At 46.1% G+C, this 15,014-nt stretch carries 13 protein-coding genes; 7 read left to right on the top strand and 6 right to left on the bottom strand.

Features of this window, described 5'->3' with window-relative positions; genetic code table 11:
• The 5 genes from recO to LAY57_RS17680 form a co-directional block, all read right to left on the bottom strand.
• On the bottom strand, positions 1–750 hold a 750-nt coding region (gene recO, locus LAY57_RS17700), incomplete at its 3' end, for a DNA repair protein RecO (RefSeq protein ID WP_249068117.1).
• A gap of 95 nt (positions 751–845) precedes the next feature.
• Positions 846–1,532, bottom strand: a complete 687-nt coding sequence (gene deoC / locus LAY57_RS17695; RefSeq protein WP_249068123.1) for a deoxyribose-phosphate aldolase — start codon at positions 1,530–1,532, stop codon at positions 846–848.
• Between the two features lie 161 nt (positions 1,533–1,693).
• Complete coding sequence (locus LAY57_RS17690) at positions 1,694–2,995, bottom strand: DNA cytosine methyltransferase (protein ID WP_249068116.1); 1,302 nt, start codon at positions 2,993–2,995, stop codon at positions 1,694–1,696.
• Positions 2,996–3,302: 307 nt separating this feature from the next.
• Complete coding sequence (locus LAY57_RS17685) at positions 3,303–3,770, bottom strand: hypothetical protein (RefSeq protein WP_249068115.1); 468 nt, start codon at positions 3,768–3,770, stop codon at positions 3,303–3,305.
• A gap of 49 nt (positions 3,771–3,819) precedes the next feature.
• Complete coding sequence (locus LAY57_RS17680; protein ID WP_249068114.1) at positions 3,820–4,800, bottom strand: metal ABC transporter substrate-binding protein; 981 nt, start codon at positions 4,798–4,800, stop codon at positions 3,820–3,822.
• A gap of 139 nt (positions 4,801–4,939) precedes the next feature.
• On the opposite strand from LAY57_RS17680, the gene LAY57_RS17675 reads away from it, so the two are divergent.
• The 5 genes from LAY57_RS17675 to LAY57_RS17655 all read left to right on the top strand — a co-directional run bounded on the left by LAY57_RS17675 (position 4,940) and on the right by LAY57_RS17655 (position 8,902).
• Positions 4,940–5,719 carry a metal ABC transporter ATP-binding protein gene (locus LAY57_RS17675; protein ID WP_249068122.1) on the top strand — a complete coding sequence of 260 codons (780 nt, stop codon included), beginning with the start codon at positions 4,940–4,942 and terminating at the stop codon, positions 5,717–5,719.
• A 14-nt stretch (positions 5,720–5,733) separates the two neighbouring features.
• Positions 5,734–6,579, top strand: coding sequence for a phytanoyl-CoA dioxygenase family protein (locus LAY57_RS17670; protein WP_249068113.1), 846 nt, complete (start codon positions 5,734–5,736; stop codon positions 6,577–6,579).
• A gap of 23 nt (positions 6,580–6,602) precedes the next feature.
• Positions 6,603–7,490: a metal ABC transporter permease gene (locus tag LAY57_RS17665; protein WP_249068112.1), complete on the top strand. Its 888-nt coding sequence runs from the start codon at positions 6,603–6,605 to the stop codon at positions 7,488–7,490.
• Positions 7,491–7,561: 71 nt separating this feature from the next.
• On the top strand, positions 7,562–8,545 hold the full coding sequence (locus LAY57_RS17660) for an alpha/beta hydrolase family protein (protein WP_249068111.1): 984 nt from the start codon (positions 7,562–7,564) through the stop codon (positions 8,543–8,545).
• A 72-nt stretch (positions 8,546–8,617) separates the two neighbouring features.
• Positions 8,618–8,902: a hypothetical protein gene (locus tag LAY57_RS17655; protein WP_249068110.1), complete on the top strand. Its 285-nt coding sequence runs from the start codon at positions 8,618–8,620 to the stop codon at positions 8,900–8,902.
• 15 nt (positions 8,903–8,917) lie between these two features.
• Here the strand turns inward: LAY57_RS17655 and LAY57_RS17650 are convergent, their stop codons facing one another.
• Positions 8,918–9,844, bottom strand: coding sequence for a cation diffusion facilitator family transporter (locus tag LAY57_RS17650; RefSeq protein ID WP_249068109.1), 927 nt, complete (start codon positions 9,842–9,844; stop codon positions 8,918–8,920).
• A gap of 101 nt (positions 9,845–9,945) precedes the next feature.
• Between LAY57_RS17650 and LAY57_RS17645 the strand changes: the two genes are divergently transcribed.
• Both LAY57_RS17645 and LAY57_RS17640 read left to right on the top strand, forming a co-directional pair.
• Positions 9,946–10,536: a Uma2 family endonuclease gene (locus tag LAY57_RS17645; protein WP_249068108.1), complete on the top strand. Its 591-nt coding sequence runs from the start codon at positions 9,946–9,948 to the stop codon at positions 10,534–10,536.
• 362 nt (positions 10,537–10,898) lie between these two features.
• Positions 10,899–14,699, top strand: coding sequence for a chemotaxis protein CheB (locus tag LAY57_RS17640; RefSeq protein ID WP_249068107.1), 3,801 nt, complete (start codon positions 10,899–10,901; stop codon positions 14,697–14,699).
• The last annotated feature ends 315 nt before the right edge of the window (positions 14,700–15,014 follow it).

Raw genomic sequence — 15,014 nt, 5'->3', positions numbered from 1 at the left:
CCCCTTGTCCCCCTTGTCCTCCTTGTCCCCCTTGTCCCCCTTGTCCCCTACATCACCAACGGGTTTTGACCACACCCCATTTTCCTGGCTAACAGCAACTGGCACTTCTTGTGCAGTGTACAGCGATCTCGACACCTTCAACCGTCCGGGAGCCGATAAACGCGCTAACGCTGGCAAACTTACCGTTCCACCAGCTGCGATGCTAAAACCGACGCGCCAGTCGGCTGTCGTAAAATCTGGTGTCAAAACCTGTTGGGTGACGCAACAAGCCTGCACCTGGGGAGCAATCCCGGAGAGAGCTAGGATGTGAAAGACGGCATGGGCGAGATGGGCTACGACAGTAAACGATTTGTTGTCAGTCGTGCTGGGCAACTGCTCCAAACGCCCCAAATGTGTATTTAGCAAGCAAAACAGTTCTTCTTGAGGTTGTTCGCTCAAGGCACTGTAGAGTACCATTTCAGCCAGGTATTGGCTGGCAGCTAGTTTTGCCAAATTTTGACTGAGGCCGGGATAAGATTCTAAAGTTTCCGCTTGAGTAATTTTATCGAGCGATCGCCCTTTCGCAATCAGCAGCTCGTTCACCACAAACAATGCACTCCTACCGCCCAGCTTAGAATGGTGCTTGCGAGAACCCGGTGCTACTGCCCGAATCAAGCCAAATTCTGGCGTCAAAATTGTCAGCACCCGGTCTGACTCGCCCAGAGGCATACTCTTGAGATTAATACCAGTTGCTTTGTAAATTCGACTCATTATTGGGGGCTAGGGGCTAGGGAACTCAAAAGTCAAAAGTCAAAAGTCAAAAGTCAAAAGAAAGGGGCAATGGGCTTTCTTGCTAGGGGCTAGGGCTAATCTTTGGGCTCCTTCTTCAGGTTATGGCGCTGATGTAGTAGATCGGGGCCGCGAGACGTGCCTAAGCGGGTAGCTCCTGCGATAATTAATTCGATCGCCTGCAAATAGGTGAGTATGCCTCCCGACGCCTTTATGCCTACAGCTCCTTTAGTTACTTCCGTTAGCAATTTTACGTCCGCAACTGTTGCACCAGCGTATAAGCCAGTGCTTGTCTTCAAAAATTGCACACCAGCATCCATACATATTTCAGCTGCTAGTTGTTTTTCTGCATCTGTCAGCAGGGCGGTTTCTAAAATAGCTTTGACGGGTTGCCCAGTTTCGGAGCAAATTTCGGCAATTTCCCGATGCACTTCGCTTGTTTTACCAGTTTTCAACCATCCCAGATTGATAACGACATCTAATTCTGCGGCACCATTTTCTACTGCTTCTTGCGCCTCATAGAGTTTCACTGCTGAAGTTGTCGCGCCGGAGGGGAAACCAATCACCGTACATACCTTCGGTGTCTTGCGGTACAGAAGCTCAGCTGCTAATCGCACGTAGGCGGGGTACACGCAAACTGTTGCAAAGTCAAACCGTTCTGCTTCTTCACACCACTGTCGTACTAGATCCGGGGTAGCCGTTGGATTCAGCAGGGTGTGTTCTATGAAGGTCGCAATATCAATGTCTGGCAGAGTCGCCGCCATCGCTGTTCCTCCTAGTGGCCTATTGTTAACTTTTATCACAAAAATGAGTAAATCAGATGAAATTTCAGCCACAGGGAAGGAAAATGCGCTGGTGTTGATGCGATCGTACTTCAAAAAACTGAATTTTCTCTCTTCCCTCAACGCTCGCCCCTAGCCCCTAGCTATATCTCGCGTTTAAGTCTTTTTCTTGGCTCGATCGCGTGGGGACTCACACCGTAACGTTGAGCCGCATGAAACATATTTAGTCCAAGTAATTCTTCATTTCCTAAATGTTTTTTTCGCTTAGGTTTAACTGGAGATACCCCCAAAACGCAGATAATTTCTGACGCTATTGCTTTGGCTAAGAAAGGTGGAACTGAATTTCCCACTTGACGAAACCCGTGCCATTTTGTCACATGAAACCTGAACCAATCAGGATAGGAGTGCAATCGCGCTGCTTCTCGTACAGTGATACATCGCGGTATGAATGGGTGAATCGGTCGAGGTGATGTGAAAGCACCGAGATTGCTAGCAGTTCCAGCTCTTAGGGTGTTACAAATTCCTTCGGGATTAAGTTTATAAAAGTGACTAATCTTTTCAATTTTCCCCCGTTCTGTTTCCTTAAATCTGTTAATAGCTTCTAGGGAATGGTTAGTCCGCAAACTTGAAGTTAGTATTCTCCAATCAAATTTGCGTCCATAAGAATAATCTTTATCTACAGAATGGATACCTCGAAGTTTAAAAGCATAATCGCTGGGCTTACTATACTTAGCAATAACCCAGTCTCTCTTCAACAAATCGGAATATATTTCTACCTTTGGCAAGTCTCCTATAGCATCCCAAACAGTTGGAACAGGTGGCAAACAAGAGTAAAAATTTACATTATTTTTGCCTGTTCGCTTATTAATAGCTGTAATCGGTTCGGGATATTTGGGCAAATATAAATCTTTACGACATCCCAGAAGAAATAATCGGGAGCGATTTTGCGGTACTCCGTAATTGGCAGAGTTGAGAACTTTGTAATTTTCTTCTACTTGATATCCGTTTGCTCTAAAGTAATCGATAATTTCTAAGAGGAATACCTTATGCTTACCTAGCGTAAGTCCTGGCACATTCTCAAACACAAAAAACTTAGGGTTTAGTTCGATAACTAACCGATGAAAGTGAAATACAAGAGCATTGCGCGGGTCGTCTAAACCGCGTTTTCCTATTAACGAAAATCCTTGGCAAGGTGAACCGCCAAACACAACGTCGATATCGCGATTGCCAATTCCAGAACTCTCTCTAATTTCTGCGCCAGTAATGTTTGTGATATCCCGGCACAAGATAGACCAAAATGGAAAGTTGAATTCGTGCGTGGCACAATGAATTGGGTCTAATTCCACAGCAGCTAGCACATCAAACCCAGCTTGTTCAAAGCCAAGGGTCATACCACCGGCACCGGCGAATAAATCTACACCTATAGGTCGTTTTTTGCTGTTCATTCAATGCTTTAAAGCTATCCCGCAGCCACTATAGCTAGGGGCTAGGGGCTAGGGAAGAGGGAAAAGGGAAGAGAGAAAAGGGTTACGGAGTAAGGGATAGGGTCGGAAGATTTCCCCCCAAAGTTGGGGGGTTAGGGGGGCGAAACTGTCCCCTTTTAGGTTGGTAGCCAGAAATTTCCTAAGCTGCTACGCATTTAATTTGGATGTTTAGCGGGAGTGGGAGAGTGGGGGAGTGGGGGAGTGGGAGAGGAATTGAAGGTTTGATTGCCGGATTAGAAATATCCGAATTAGATGCGTGTTAGCTTATCTAGCGCAACCAACCTCCTTTTTTACCTGAGTTTTGAAGAGAAATGCCGCTTTTATTTGGGTTATGGAATAACTTCAAGCCTAAAGCTTTAGTTAATGAACTATCGTCATCTATTACTAGCATTGCTGTCAATGCCTGGGCTACTCGGTCATAATTAGGTTGAGCTTTGAGGCGTTCGGAGAGAGAACTTATACTATTATTGATGAGGTTTTGCGCTTCGGCGTCATCTTTGATTGTAGCCAGTCGTGCGTACAGCGAGTTTAGTTCTTCTCGCAGCAAGCTCATATCGTGAGAATTCGGGAGTTCTTTGAGCATTTGAGCGATCGCACTTTGGGTATCTCTAGCCACCGTCCCTGCGTTAACTTGGCTGTACACAGCCTCTGGAACGTTAACTGCCGCCACATTAGCTGGTTGCGGCGCTGGCATGAAAAGCATTAAGGTCGAATAAACTACACACTGCACGCACATAACTTGACTCCTGCTACTCTTCGTTTACAAAACTTTACCAACTTCAGCGTCAAGAAGTGGTTTTGGGTTGATCGGTTGGTTGAAAAGGGGTGTACTTTCCTCCTAAAGCTTCCACGATCGATCGCGTATTGGCAACCATCATCTTGATATACGAATCCCCGTCACTACCGACAGCACCGATTGAATCAGAATAAAGTTGCTTAGGCGCTAATTTAACCCCAGCTTCCTGGGCTACAGTCTTAATCAAAGCGGGATTAATTGTTGTTTCTGCAAAAATGGCTGGGACACCCGCCGCCTTAACCGACTCTACCAGTCGCCGCACTGTTTGGGCACTGGGTTGTTCCTCCGTACTGATCCCGATCAAAGTACCGACAACTGCCATCCCATAAGCGCGGGCATAATATTGAAAGGCATCGTGCGTCGTCACCAATCTGCGCTTGTCAGCTGGGATCGTAGCAATCTGCTGCGTTATCCATGTATCCAATTGTTTTAATTCACTGGTGAGTTGTGCCGCATTCTGGGTAAATTTCTGTTTGTCTTCGGGTGATAGCTCAATCAACCCATCGCGAATCGCATTCACCATCTCAATCACATTATCCGCATCACCCCAAACGTGGGGATCTGGCACTACTTCCCCTTTGCCTTTGTCTAGCTGCAAAGATTTTACCGCTTCCCCCACGGCTAGCTTACGCGCTTTCATGCCACTGGCGTTCATCAGCTTAATCAATCCCGGCTCCAGGTTGTAGCCATTGTACAGAATCAGGTTAGCTTTTTCCAAAGCCACACTGTCTGCGGGTACTGGTTCGTAAACGTGGGGATCGGCCCCTGGTTGCAGAATTCCCTTGAGCTGTATTTCGTTTCCCCCTACTTCTTCTGTCAAGTCGGCAATGATGGTGCTGGTTGCGACTACACTCGGCTTGCTGTCTGCGCTTGTGTTGCGGGTTGTTTGCGTACATCCACTTAGCCAGAGTGTGAGTAAGATACTGGCCGCTGCCAACCATTGATGTCTGCTGCTTCTGTGAGTAATCACTTTTGTCTATCTTTAGTATTGCTTCCTTTTATAGATGTTTTCATAATTGTTTCATTTTTACACTATGCTCAGAGATAGCAGTATTTAGGAGGGCAGTATGAACACGGTTACTTGGTCAGGGGACAGGCATTGGAGTCAGATGGTATGCGATCTTAGAGATGTAGCAGGCGAGAGGTCTGCCCTACACCCAACAATAACAATCACCAAACTGAGCGTTCAGTACCGCACGGTAGAGGCGTTGCGGGATGTTAGCTGCGTTGCGAACAGCGGACGGGTCACTGGGATTATTGGCCCAAACGGTGCTGGAAAGAGTACCATGCTCAAAGCGATGCTGGGGTTGATTCCCGTTAGTGGCGGGACGGTGATGTACGACGCTAAACCTTTGATGGATCAACGCGATCGCATTGCTTATGTGCCGCAGCGGACGCAAATCGACTGGACTTACCCTGCGACTGTCTGGGATGTAGTGATGATGGGTAGAGTCAGGAAAAGTGGCTGGTTTCGTCGTTTTTCAGGTGTAAGTCGGCGAATTGCCCAAGATGCGCTAGAACGGGTGGGGATGAGTGGATATTGCGATCGTCCGATCGGACAACTTTCGGGAGGACAACAGCAGCGGGTATTTTTAGCTAGAGCTTTAGCTCAAGAGGCAGATATTTTCTGTTTTGATGAGCCGTTTTCTGGCATTGACCAAAAAACTCAGTCTATAATTTTTAATATTTTCCACGAACTTGCTCGCGCCGACAAAACTGTTATCGTCGTCAACCACGATTTGGGCGAATCTATTACTCATTTTGATGACTTGATTTTGCTGAATACAGAATTAATTGCTGCTGGTTCTCGCCAACAGGTACTAACTCAGGAAAATCTATATCGTGCTTATGGCGGTCATGTAGGATTTTTTGCTGGCGAAGCTGCTTAGTTGCGGAGGACATAATGGCTGAGTATTTAGCTGGTAATGTGCCAACAGCAGAACAATTGGATGAATGGATTGCATTCTTTCATGCTAATGGTTTTCTGGTTATTCACAATGTCTTAACACCAGCACAATGCGAGTTACTGAGAAATGATTTAGATGAAGCTCTGATCGAGGAGGTCGGTCAGAAAAAAGCTGGTAACTCTCGCCAGATAATGAAGCGAATGTTCGAGCATTCCCAACCTAATTTAAATCTTTTTGAATTAGAGCCAGTCGTAACATTTGCCGAACATTTAATCGGAGGCGCTAATGGAGAGGGATACTCGATCTCTGATGGCATCCCCAATGCGAATGCGATCCATGTAATTCACAATAATTCTTTTAAAGTTTCTCCAGAAACAGATGGACTTGCTGGCAATAAATGGCATCAAGATGATACGCCACATATCCTATCTCTTGACGGTAAACCTTTAACGAATGTGCGGCTAAACGTGCTGGCATTTACCGCCAATTATTACTTGACTGATGTTCTGCGGGTGGAGAATGGGCCTACGCAAGTTATACCTGGTTCCCATTTGTTTGGGAAACTTTGTGATGGTGAGATTTCGGGATATGAAGATAAAATTTATAGCTGTTTAGGCGCGAAGGGTTCTGTCGTGTGTTTCAATAATCAAGTGTGGCATAGAGGTTCGAGAAATGATTCGCAGGTGACTAGATACATTACACAGGTGACTTATGCTAAAAGGTTAGTCGGACATAAGTATTATCCATTTATGAATTACCAAATGCCGAGTCATTGTTACGAAGGTGCAAGTTCTAGGTTAAAACAATTATTGGGATTTTTGCCCAATGGTGCTTACGGGTGATCGCCTATTCCTCCTTTAATAATATGTTAGAAGCGTTAATTGAGCCATTGCAATACGGTTTCATGCAGCGATCGCTCATCGTTGCCATTTTAGTCGGTTTATTGTGCGCTGTCGTCGGCAGTTATTTAATGGTGCAGCGGTTAGCTTTGCTGGGAGATGCGATCAGCCACTCGGTTTTGCCGGGATTGGCGATCGCGTTTATGCTGGGGGCCAATATTTTTGTCGGCGCGTTTATTGCTGGGGTTTTGAGTACGATGGCGATCGCTTGGATTAGGACGCGATCGCCTATCAAAGAAGATGCCGCAATGGGAATAGTTTTCTCTGCCTTTTTTGCCCTCGGCATTACCTTAATTACTCTCATCCAAAAAAGCAACAAAATCGACCTCAATCACTTCTTATTCGGCAATATCTTGGGCGTCACCAGCGACGAAGTTTGGAATACCGCTTTCATTGCCGCCATAGTGCTATTAGTTGTCGGTTTATTGTATAAAGAATTGCTGTTTTATACCTTCGACCCTTTGGGCGCTCAAGCAGTCGGATTGCCAGTAAACTTGCTCAATTTTGGCTTGATGCTGCTAATAGCATTAACGATAGTTGCCAGCATGAAAGCTGTGGGAGTCATTCTAGTTTTATCCCTGCTAATCACACCAGGAGCAACGGCATATTTGTTAGTCAAAAGATTGCATCAAGTCATGATGCTTGGTGCTGCAATTGGGATTATTTCCAGTATCAGCGGGATGTACTTGAGTTACTTTTTTAATTTGCCTTCTGGCCCTGCGATCGTATTAGTAGCATCAAGCTTGTTTGTACTGGCGTTGTTATTTAGCCCCAGTTACGGAATCTTCACGCAACGCCATTCCGATAGTGGGGCATTGCTGCTGTGGAGAGAAATAAAACAATTGATTCGTTGATAAAATTAAGGAAGGGTGTGTTAAAAATACCGGAAAACACCTGACAATTAAACTCGAAAATCTAAAATTCCATGACAGTTCGCGCTTTTTTTCGATCCGTTAAAATAGAGAACGCCACTGCACCCTACGACACACTTTATTTAAAAGTGCTATATCCCGCTCGGATGCCAGGTGAAAACATCGAATCCTATCAAGGGACTCTACCGCCAGACTCGGAACAAGCACCATTTCCAGTAGTTATTTTCTTTAGCGGGTTTAACTGCGAACCCTCACTATACCAATGGTTGGCAGTTCAGCTTGCAACTCGCGGAATGGTGGTAATTACCTTTGCTTGGATTGCCGAATACCTGCCAAAAGCAATTGGTATTACCCCCGGCGTTAATATGGCAATGTGTACACCCACCACTTACGGTACTGGTTCGACTGCATTAGCTTTGCCAACACTGTTAGCGGAACTCGATCGCCTCCAAGCAGAAGGAATTCTAGCTGGAATGCTAAACTTGCAACAAATAGTTTTGGGCGGACATTCCGGTGGTGGCAGAATTGCTTTAGAAAATGCAAATCCGCAATTTTATCCGCAAGTTGTGGCGGCTTTTTCCTATGGTGCCCACAGCGCCGCACCTACTATGCTGGGGTTTGCACCGGGGACGATTTTGCCTCTACCTTCGTCGTTACCAATGCTGATGATGGGTGGCACAAGGGATGGGGTGATAGCCGCTATGAGTGGGATATATGGACTGAGTAACGGGAATGCTACTACATCAATTGTGCGTACTTTCAATGAGGCGATCGCAGGCGGGCGAAATGACACCTATCTGATGTTGCTGGAAGGTGCCAACCACTTTTCTATAACTTATCCGCTAGACACCACCATTAGCGCATCGCTGCTTGACTTACCAGCTACGCAGTCGGAAGATAAAATTCGTTCTCTGCTGGGCCAAGTTGTTGGTTTGTTTATTGACGATCGCGTTCGACACAAACCAGAAGCATCGGAGGCACTTGAAAATATTTTAAATAACGCTAATCCTTTGATTGCAACTTTTGAGCGAAAATAAAACTTCGATCGCGTTATAGCATGATTCGGATCGTTTCGGCTCGTGAAGCGACACGCAAGGAGCGTGAATATTATGAAAGTTGAGGCATTGAAAAAGCGGCTAGATAGAAATCGTCCAATGGCAACTATCACCATTCGCATTCCCGAAGATACGATCGAAGATTTGAAGCGAGTAGCACCATTGCTTGGGTTTTCTGGTTATCAGCCATTGGCGCGTGCCTATATTGGACAAGGACTTCGCTCCGATCTTGAGCGTCTAGAAGGCGATCCGGTATCTGCACTTATTGCAAGTTTGAAGCGTCATGGTGTGAGTGATGAAGTTATCCATGAAGCACTCAACGAAGTCACTCAGCAGTAGTTCTGAACTCTTATCTCATCGATTGGAACAGGATATTTGAGAGCAGAGGTTTCCAGAACTACCTGTTTCTACTTGAAGGGTAGCGTGTTCGATGCCGAAGCGATCGTGAAGATCGTGGGTTACCTTAGCTAAAAAAGCATCGCCGGGATGTCCTTCCGGGATCACCAAATGTGCGGTGAGTGCGATCTCAGTTGTACTCATTCCCCAGATATGCAAGTCGTGGACTTGAGCCACGCCAAGGAGTTCAGACAAGTAAGTTTGCACAGCCAGGGGTTCGATACCCTCTGGTACTGCATCTAACGCCAAGTTCAGGGAGTCTTTGAATAATTCCCAAGTTCCCACAACAATAACTGCAACGATAATCAAGCTCACAACTGGGTCGAACCAAAGCCAGTCAGTTAAAATAATGGCGATACCAGCTAATACAACACCGAGAGATACTAGAGCATCGCTAGCCATGTGCCAGAAGGCGGCGCGAATGTTCAAATCTCCCTTGCGGCCTGACATAAACAGTAAGGCAGTGGCTGTGTTAATGACAATTCCCACAGATGCCACTCCGATCACCATACCACCAAGCACCGGGCTAGGCTCCACGAAGCGTTGGATCGCTTCCCACGCGATCGCACCTACAGCGAGAAGTAAGAATATAGCATTGAAAAGAGCGGCCAAAATCGAAGAACGACGCAGCCCGTAAGTGTAACGCGGCGTGGTGGGGCGACGGGCTAGCATAGAGGCTCCCCAAGCCAGCAGCAGTCCCAGAACATCACTCAGATTATGGCCTGCATCGGCTAGAAGCGCCAGGGAGTGACTCAGGATGCCAAAAACAGCTTCGCAGATGACAAACCCGCTGTTGAGGGCAATAGCGATCGCAAAGGCGCGGCTGTAATTTGCTGGCTCGTGGTTGTGACGATCGGACATATTCGGGTTGGCAGTTGCAGTCATTAAAAAAAATATATATTGAAAAACTGAGAGAAGTTGCTCAATCTTTAAAATGATAACCTGATATCCTAAAAGTGTATAACAACAGATATTTGGATAAGGTTATGAACGTCCCTACAATCGCCTTACCACCTACCCTCAAATTGAAAATCGATTTAACTGACGAGCAGTATTTTCAGATCTGTCAAAACAACCGCGATTTAAGATTTGAGCGCACAGCCAAAGGAGTATTACTAATTATGCCACCTACGGGCAGTGTTACTGGCAACCGTAACTTCGATCTCGCGGTTGAGCTAGGAATCTGGAACAAACAAACTAAACTAGGCCAAGGTTTCGACTCGTCAAGCGGCTTCACACTGCCCAACGGTGCGGAACGTTCCCCTGATGTATCGTGGATTAAGCAAGAGCGTTGGGACGCTTTAACCCCAGAAGAACAACAGAAATTTGCTCCCATCTGTCCTGATTTTGTAGTCGAGTTACGCTCTCTTACTGATACCCTAAAAGAATTGCGGGAAAAAATGCAAGAATACATTGACAATGGTACGAGATTGGGTTGGTTAATTGACCGAAAAAATAGGCGAGTAGAAATTTATCGCCCAAATCAAGATGTGGAAATACTCGAAAATCCTGCAACTCTTTCCGGTGAAGATGTTTTACCTGGTTTTGTCTTAGACCTTAACCCAATTATGTCTTAATTTCAAATATCGGTAACCAGGTTTCTTAAACAATACCTTCGCCAAACCGAAAAATGGACTAATTTGTAGGTTGGGTTTCGCTTCACAAAAGCCCAACCTACAATTTCCAATCCTACAATACCGTCGCCAAAATTCCTCCCCAACGGGGTGGAATTTTGGCGAAGGTATTGTAGGATTTAATAGGATGTTGGTTCGGGCGGGAATCATGTCAAGTTGACCATTCGTTTGTGCAGTATAAAATGAGACAAATAGGACACTCAGCCGCTAAAAGTAGCTTTTGAAAAAAACGAATATAAATTTGAGGCTTAAAAATTCCATTTCTGTCGCCAATTTTGCTTATATAAGGCAAAAGAATCCAAATTATGAATACCAGTGACTCTTCCAATCAATCTGAATCCCCGCCGCCTGCTACAGCAGAACTCGATCGCGATCGGTCCTTGGACCGATCGTATCCTATTGTCTGTATCGGAGCGTCTGCTGGTGGACTGGAAGCATTTACCCAGTTACTTGGATCTCTAGAGATCGATACTGGCATGGCTTTTGTGCTGATCCAACACTTAGACCCCAATCATAAAAGCTTGTTGAGCGAGATCCTTTCCCAATCGACTGAGATGCCGGTTAGGCAGATCGAGGATGGTATGGCAGTAGAACCAAACTGCGTCTACATCATTCCCCCTAATAAAAAAATGATTATTATCAGGGGTATTTTGAAACTCATGCCCCGCGAGAAGATTGAAGGAAAGTATATGCCGATCGATGCTTTCCTGCAATCCCTGGCAAAAGAACGGGGGAATAAAGCGATCGCAGTAATTCTGTCGGGAATGGACGGAGACGGCACTCTGGGGGTGGAGGCAATCAAAGCCGAGGGCGGCATCACCTTTGCCCAGTGTGAAGAAACAGCGAGATACGATAGTATGCCAAACACTGCTGTTGCCAGCGGTCATGTAGATTTTATCTTGCCTCCTCAAGAAATCGCCCACGAGCTGGCGAAGATCGGTCACCATCCCTATGTCGCCGAGACCTCATCTTTATCAACGGATGAGTTACCTTTGTCAGATCCGAACCTTCTAGAGCAGATTTTCACGTTGCTGCGAACCAGCACCGGGGCTGATTTTACTCGTTACAAGCACGCCACTATCAAGCGACGGATCATGCGCCGCTTGATTCTAAACCACTTTCAAAAGCTGGAGGATTACGTCGCATATCTCCAGAAAACACCGCCCGAAGTGGCGGCTTTGTACCAAGACATCCTGATCCCTTTCACCACTTTTTTCCGCGACCCCGAATCTTATGAAGCGTTAAAGAAAAAAGTCTTTCCCAAGCTGATGATGGATAGACCACCAGAAGCATCCATCAGGATCTGGATACCTGGGTGTTCCACAGGTGAGGAAGCTTACTCTATGGCTATATGCTTGCTGGAATTTTTGGAGGATCTGCCTACCCTACCTCAAATCCAGATTTTTGCCACGGATATTAATGAAAAAGCGATCGAGAAAGCCCGTGCAGGCATATACCCAGACAAGCTTTTGCTTCATGTCTCAGAGGAACGTAAAAAACGCTTTTTTGTCAAGATAGAGAACGGCTACCAGCTTAGCAAGAGGATTCGCGATATGTGCGTCTTTGCCAAGCAAAACGTCAGCCAAGACCCGCCTTTCTCCAAGCTGGATCTGATCAGTTGCCGGAATATGCTGATTTATATGGGCGCAGTTTTACAGAAGAAGGTCATACCGCTGTTCCATTATGCGCTCAAATCCACAGGCTTTCTGATGCTGGGAGCATCGGAGGGAACGGGCGGATTCTCCGATCTGTTTGCCGTGGTGGACAAAAAGTACAATATTTATTCCAGAAAACTAGCAGTCCCTCGGCTGAATTTTGAGTTTACTACCAGCAACTATCCACTACAGAAATCAAACACTACCAAGAGGATAAACGAGGACATCTCGAAGGGATCGGATCTGCAAAAAGAGGCCGATCGAATCGTCTTGAATAGATACGCCCCAGTCGGTGTGGTGATCGATAACGATCTGGAAATTCGGCAATTTCGGGGAGAGGTTAGTCTTTATCTAGAACCCGCTCCAGGATCGGCCAGCCTCAACCTCCTGAGAATGGTACGATCGGGCTTTTTGTTAGATCTGCGTACAGCGATTCATAAGGCGAAAGAGCAGAATATCGCGATTAGAAAAGAAGGCTTGCAAATCAAATGTAACAAGGAATTCAGGACGGTCAATATTGAGGTGATTCCTTTTAAACCTCTAGCCTCCTCTGAAGGCTACTTCTTGGTTTTGTTTGAGGATGTTACTCTACCAGATATTCCTCAGTCCAAGGCGAAAAGGACTCTTCAGCCAAAGCAGGAAACCGTTTTGGCAGACCAAGAGCGCGAGATTCTCCAACTTCGGCAAGAGCTTGCTAGCACGAGGGAGTATCTGCAATCCATTATCGAAGAACAGGAGGTCGTCAACGAAGAACTCAAAGCCTCCAGTGAGGAAGTCTTGTCGAGCAATGAGGAATTCCAAAGCACGAATGAGGAACTGGAAACTGCCAAAGAAGAGATTCAGGCGACGAATGAAGAACTGAACACGATTAACGAAGAACTGCAACATCGGAATCTGGAATTGAATCAGGTCAACAACGATCTGAATAATCTGCTCGATAGTGTTAGCATCCCCATCGTCATGCTGGGAAACGATCTGTGCATTCGACTTTTCACTCCGAAAGCGAAAACGGTGCTAAATATATTGCCTACGGACATCGGCAGATCGATCGGCGATATTCGTACCCATATCAACGTCCCCAATTTGCAGAAGTTAATATCTAATGTCATCAAAACCGCCACCATAGTTGAACTTGAGGTGCAAGACCGATCGGGCCATTGGTATGACCTGCGAATACGGCCTTATAAGACCGCAGATAATCGGATTGAGGGTACAGTAATGGCGTTGGTGGATATTGACGCCCTCAAACGAAGCGCCGATCTGCTTAAGGAAGCTCGCGATTATGCTCGATCGATTGTGGAGACAGTGCGATCGCCTCTAGTCGTCCTCGATGCAGAATTGCGCGTGAAGACGGCGAATCCCTCTTTCTATGAAACTTTTCAAGTAACGCCAGAAGAGACAGAGCAGAATTTACTCTTCGATTTGGGTAACCGTCAGTGGGATATTCTCAGACTGCGCTATCTTCTATCAGAGGTAATCTCAAACAACACCACCCTTAATGACTTTGAAGTTAGCCATAATTTTTTAAACATTGGCGACAAGACGATGCTGCTTAATGCCTGCAAAATCCCTCTGAAAAGCGGCTCTATAGAGACGATCCTACTTGCAATTGAGGATATTACCGATCGCAGGCGAATTGAGGAGGAGCGCCATCAGCTACTAATTTGCGAACACTCAGCCCGCGAGGTGGCTGAAGCGGCGAACCGCGCTAAGGATGAGTTCCTCTCGATCCTTTCTCACGAGCTGCGGAACCCTCTCAGCGCCATCCTGGGTTGGTCTAAGCTGCTGCTTACCAAACATTTAGACGAGACCAAGATCGCTAAGGGCCTTGAGGTAATTCAGCGCAGCGCACAGGCGCAAAATAAGCTGATTGAGGATATCTTAGACATTTCGCGCATAACTACTGGTAAAATCTACCTGAATGTCTGCACAGTTAACCTCGCGTTGATCCTATCAGAAGCGATCGATATTGTGCGTCTGTCTGCTGACGCTAAGCAAATTCAACTTGAATTGGCGCTTAACTCTGAAATAGCCACATTGGGCGATTCAGATCGCTTGAAGCAGGTATTCTGGAATCTGCTTTCCAACGCCATCAAGTTCACCCCAACCGGGGGACGGATTGAGGTCAAACTGGAAAAATTGCCGATCGAAAATCAAAACCCAGCCGACTCTGTGCAATCTCAAATTTCCCAAACCTCTTATGCCCAGATCCAGATTAGCGATAACGGCATAGGGATTGAACGTGAGTTTTTGCCTTATGTATTCGATCGCTACCGCCAAGCCCATAATACGATCGCAAGGTTGCACGGCGGACTTGGACTGGGCCTAGCCCTAGTTCGCTACTTGGTAGAACTACACGGCGGAACTGTCCGCGCCGCAAGTCCGGGCCTGGGACTGGGAACAACTATTACCGTAGAACTTCCCCTGCAAGCGCTCGATGGCGAATCTTGAGTCGTGAGTTGTAGGTTGGGTTTCCTTCCTCAACCCAACTTATTAGTCTGGTCGTAATTTGCTATACTCTGTCAAATGATAAACTAGATCCAAAAATTTGAATAACAGTAACTCAAAAAGATGGAAAGAATCATAGACACGCTCTTAATACAAATAGGTAAGCTGTTTACAGCCAGTTTGTTTAGAATAGGAGATTACCCTGTTTCAATCAGATGACATTGACAAAGAGGGCTCTCAAGCTACAGAACGCGAACCAAATTTGAAGCTTGTTTCTGTTCATAAAAAACAATTATCCCTCAGCGACTTAATGGAGAA

Origin of the sequence: Argonema antarcticum A004/B2 (assembly GCF_023333585.1) — a bacterium.
GTDB lineage: Bacteria > Cyanobacteriota > Cyanobacteriia > Cyanobacteriales > Aerosakkonemataceae > Argonema > Argonema antarcticum.
The sequence above is the reverse complement of the archived record's forward strand: the minus strand, read 5'-3'. Positions and strand labels throughout refer to the sequence as shown.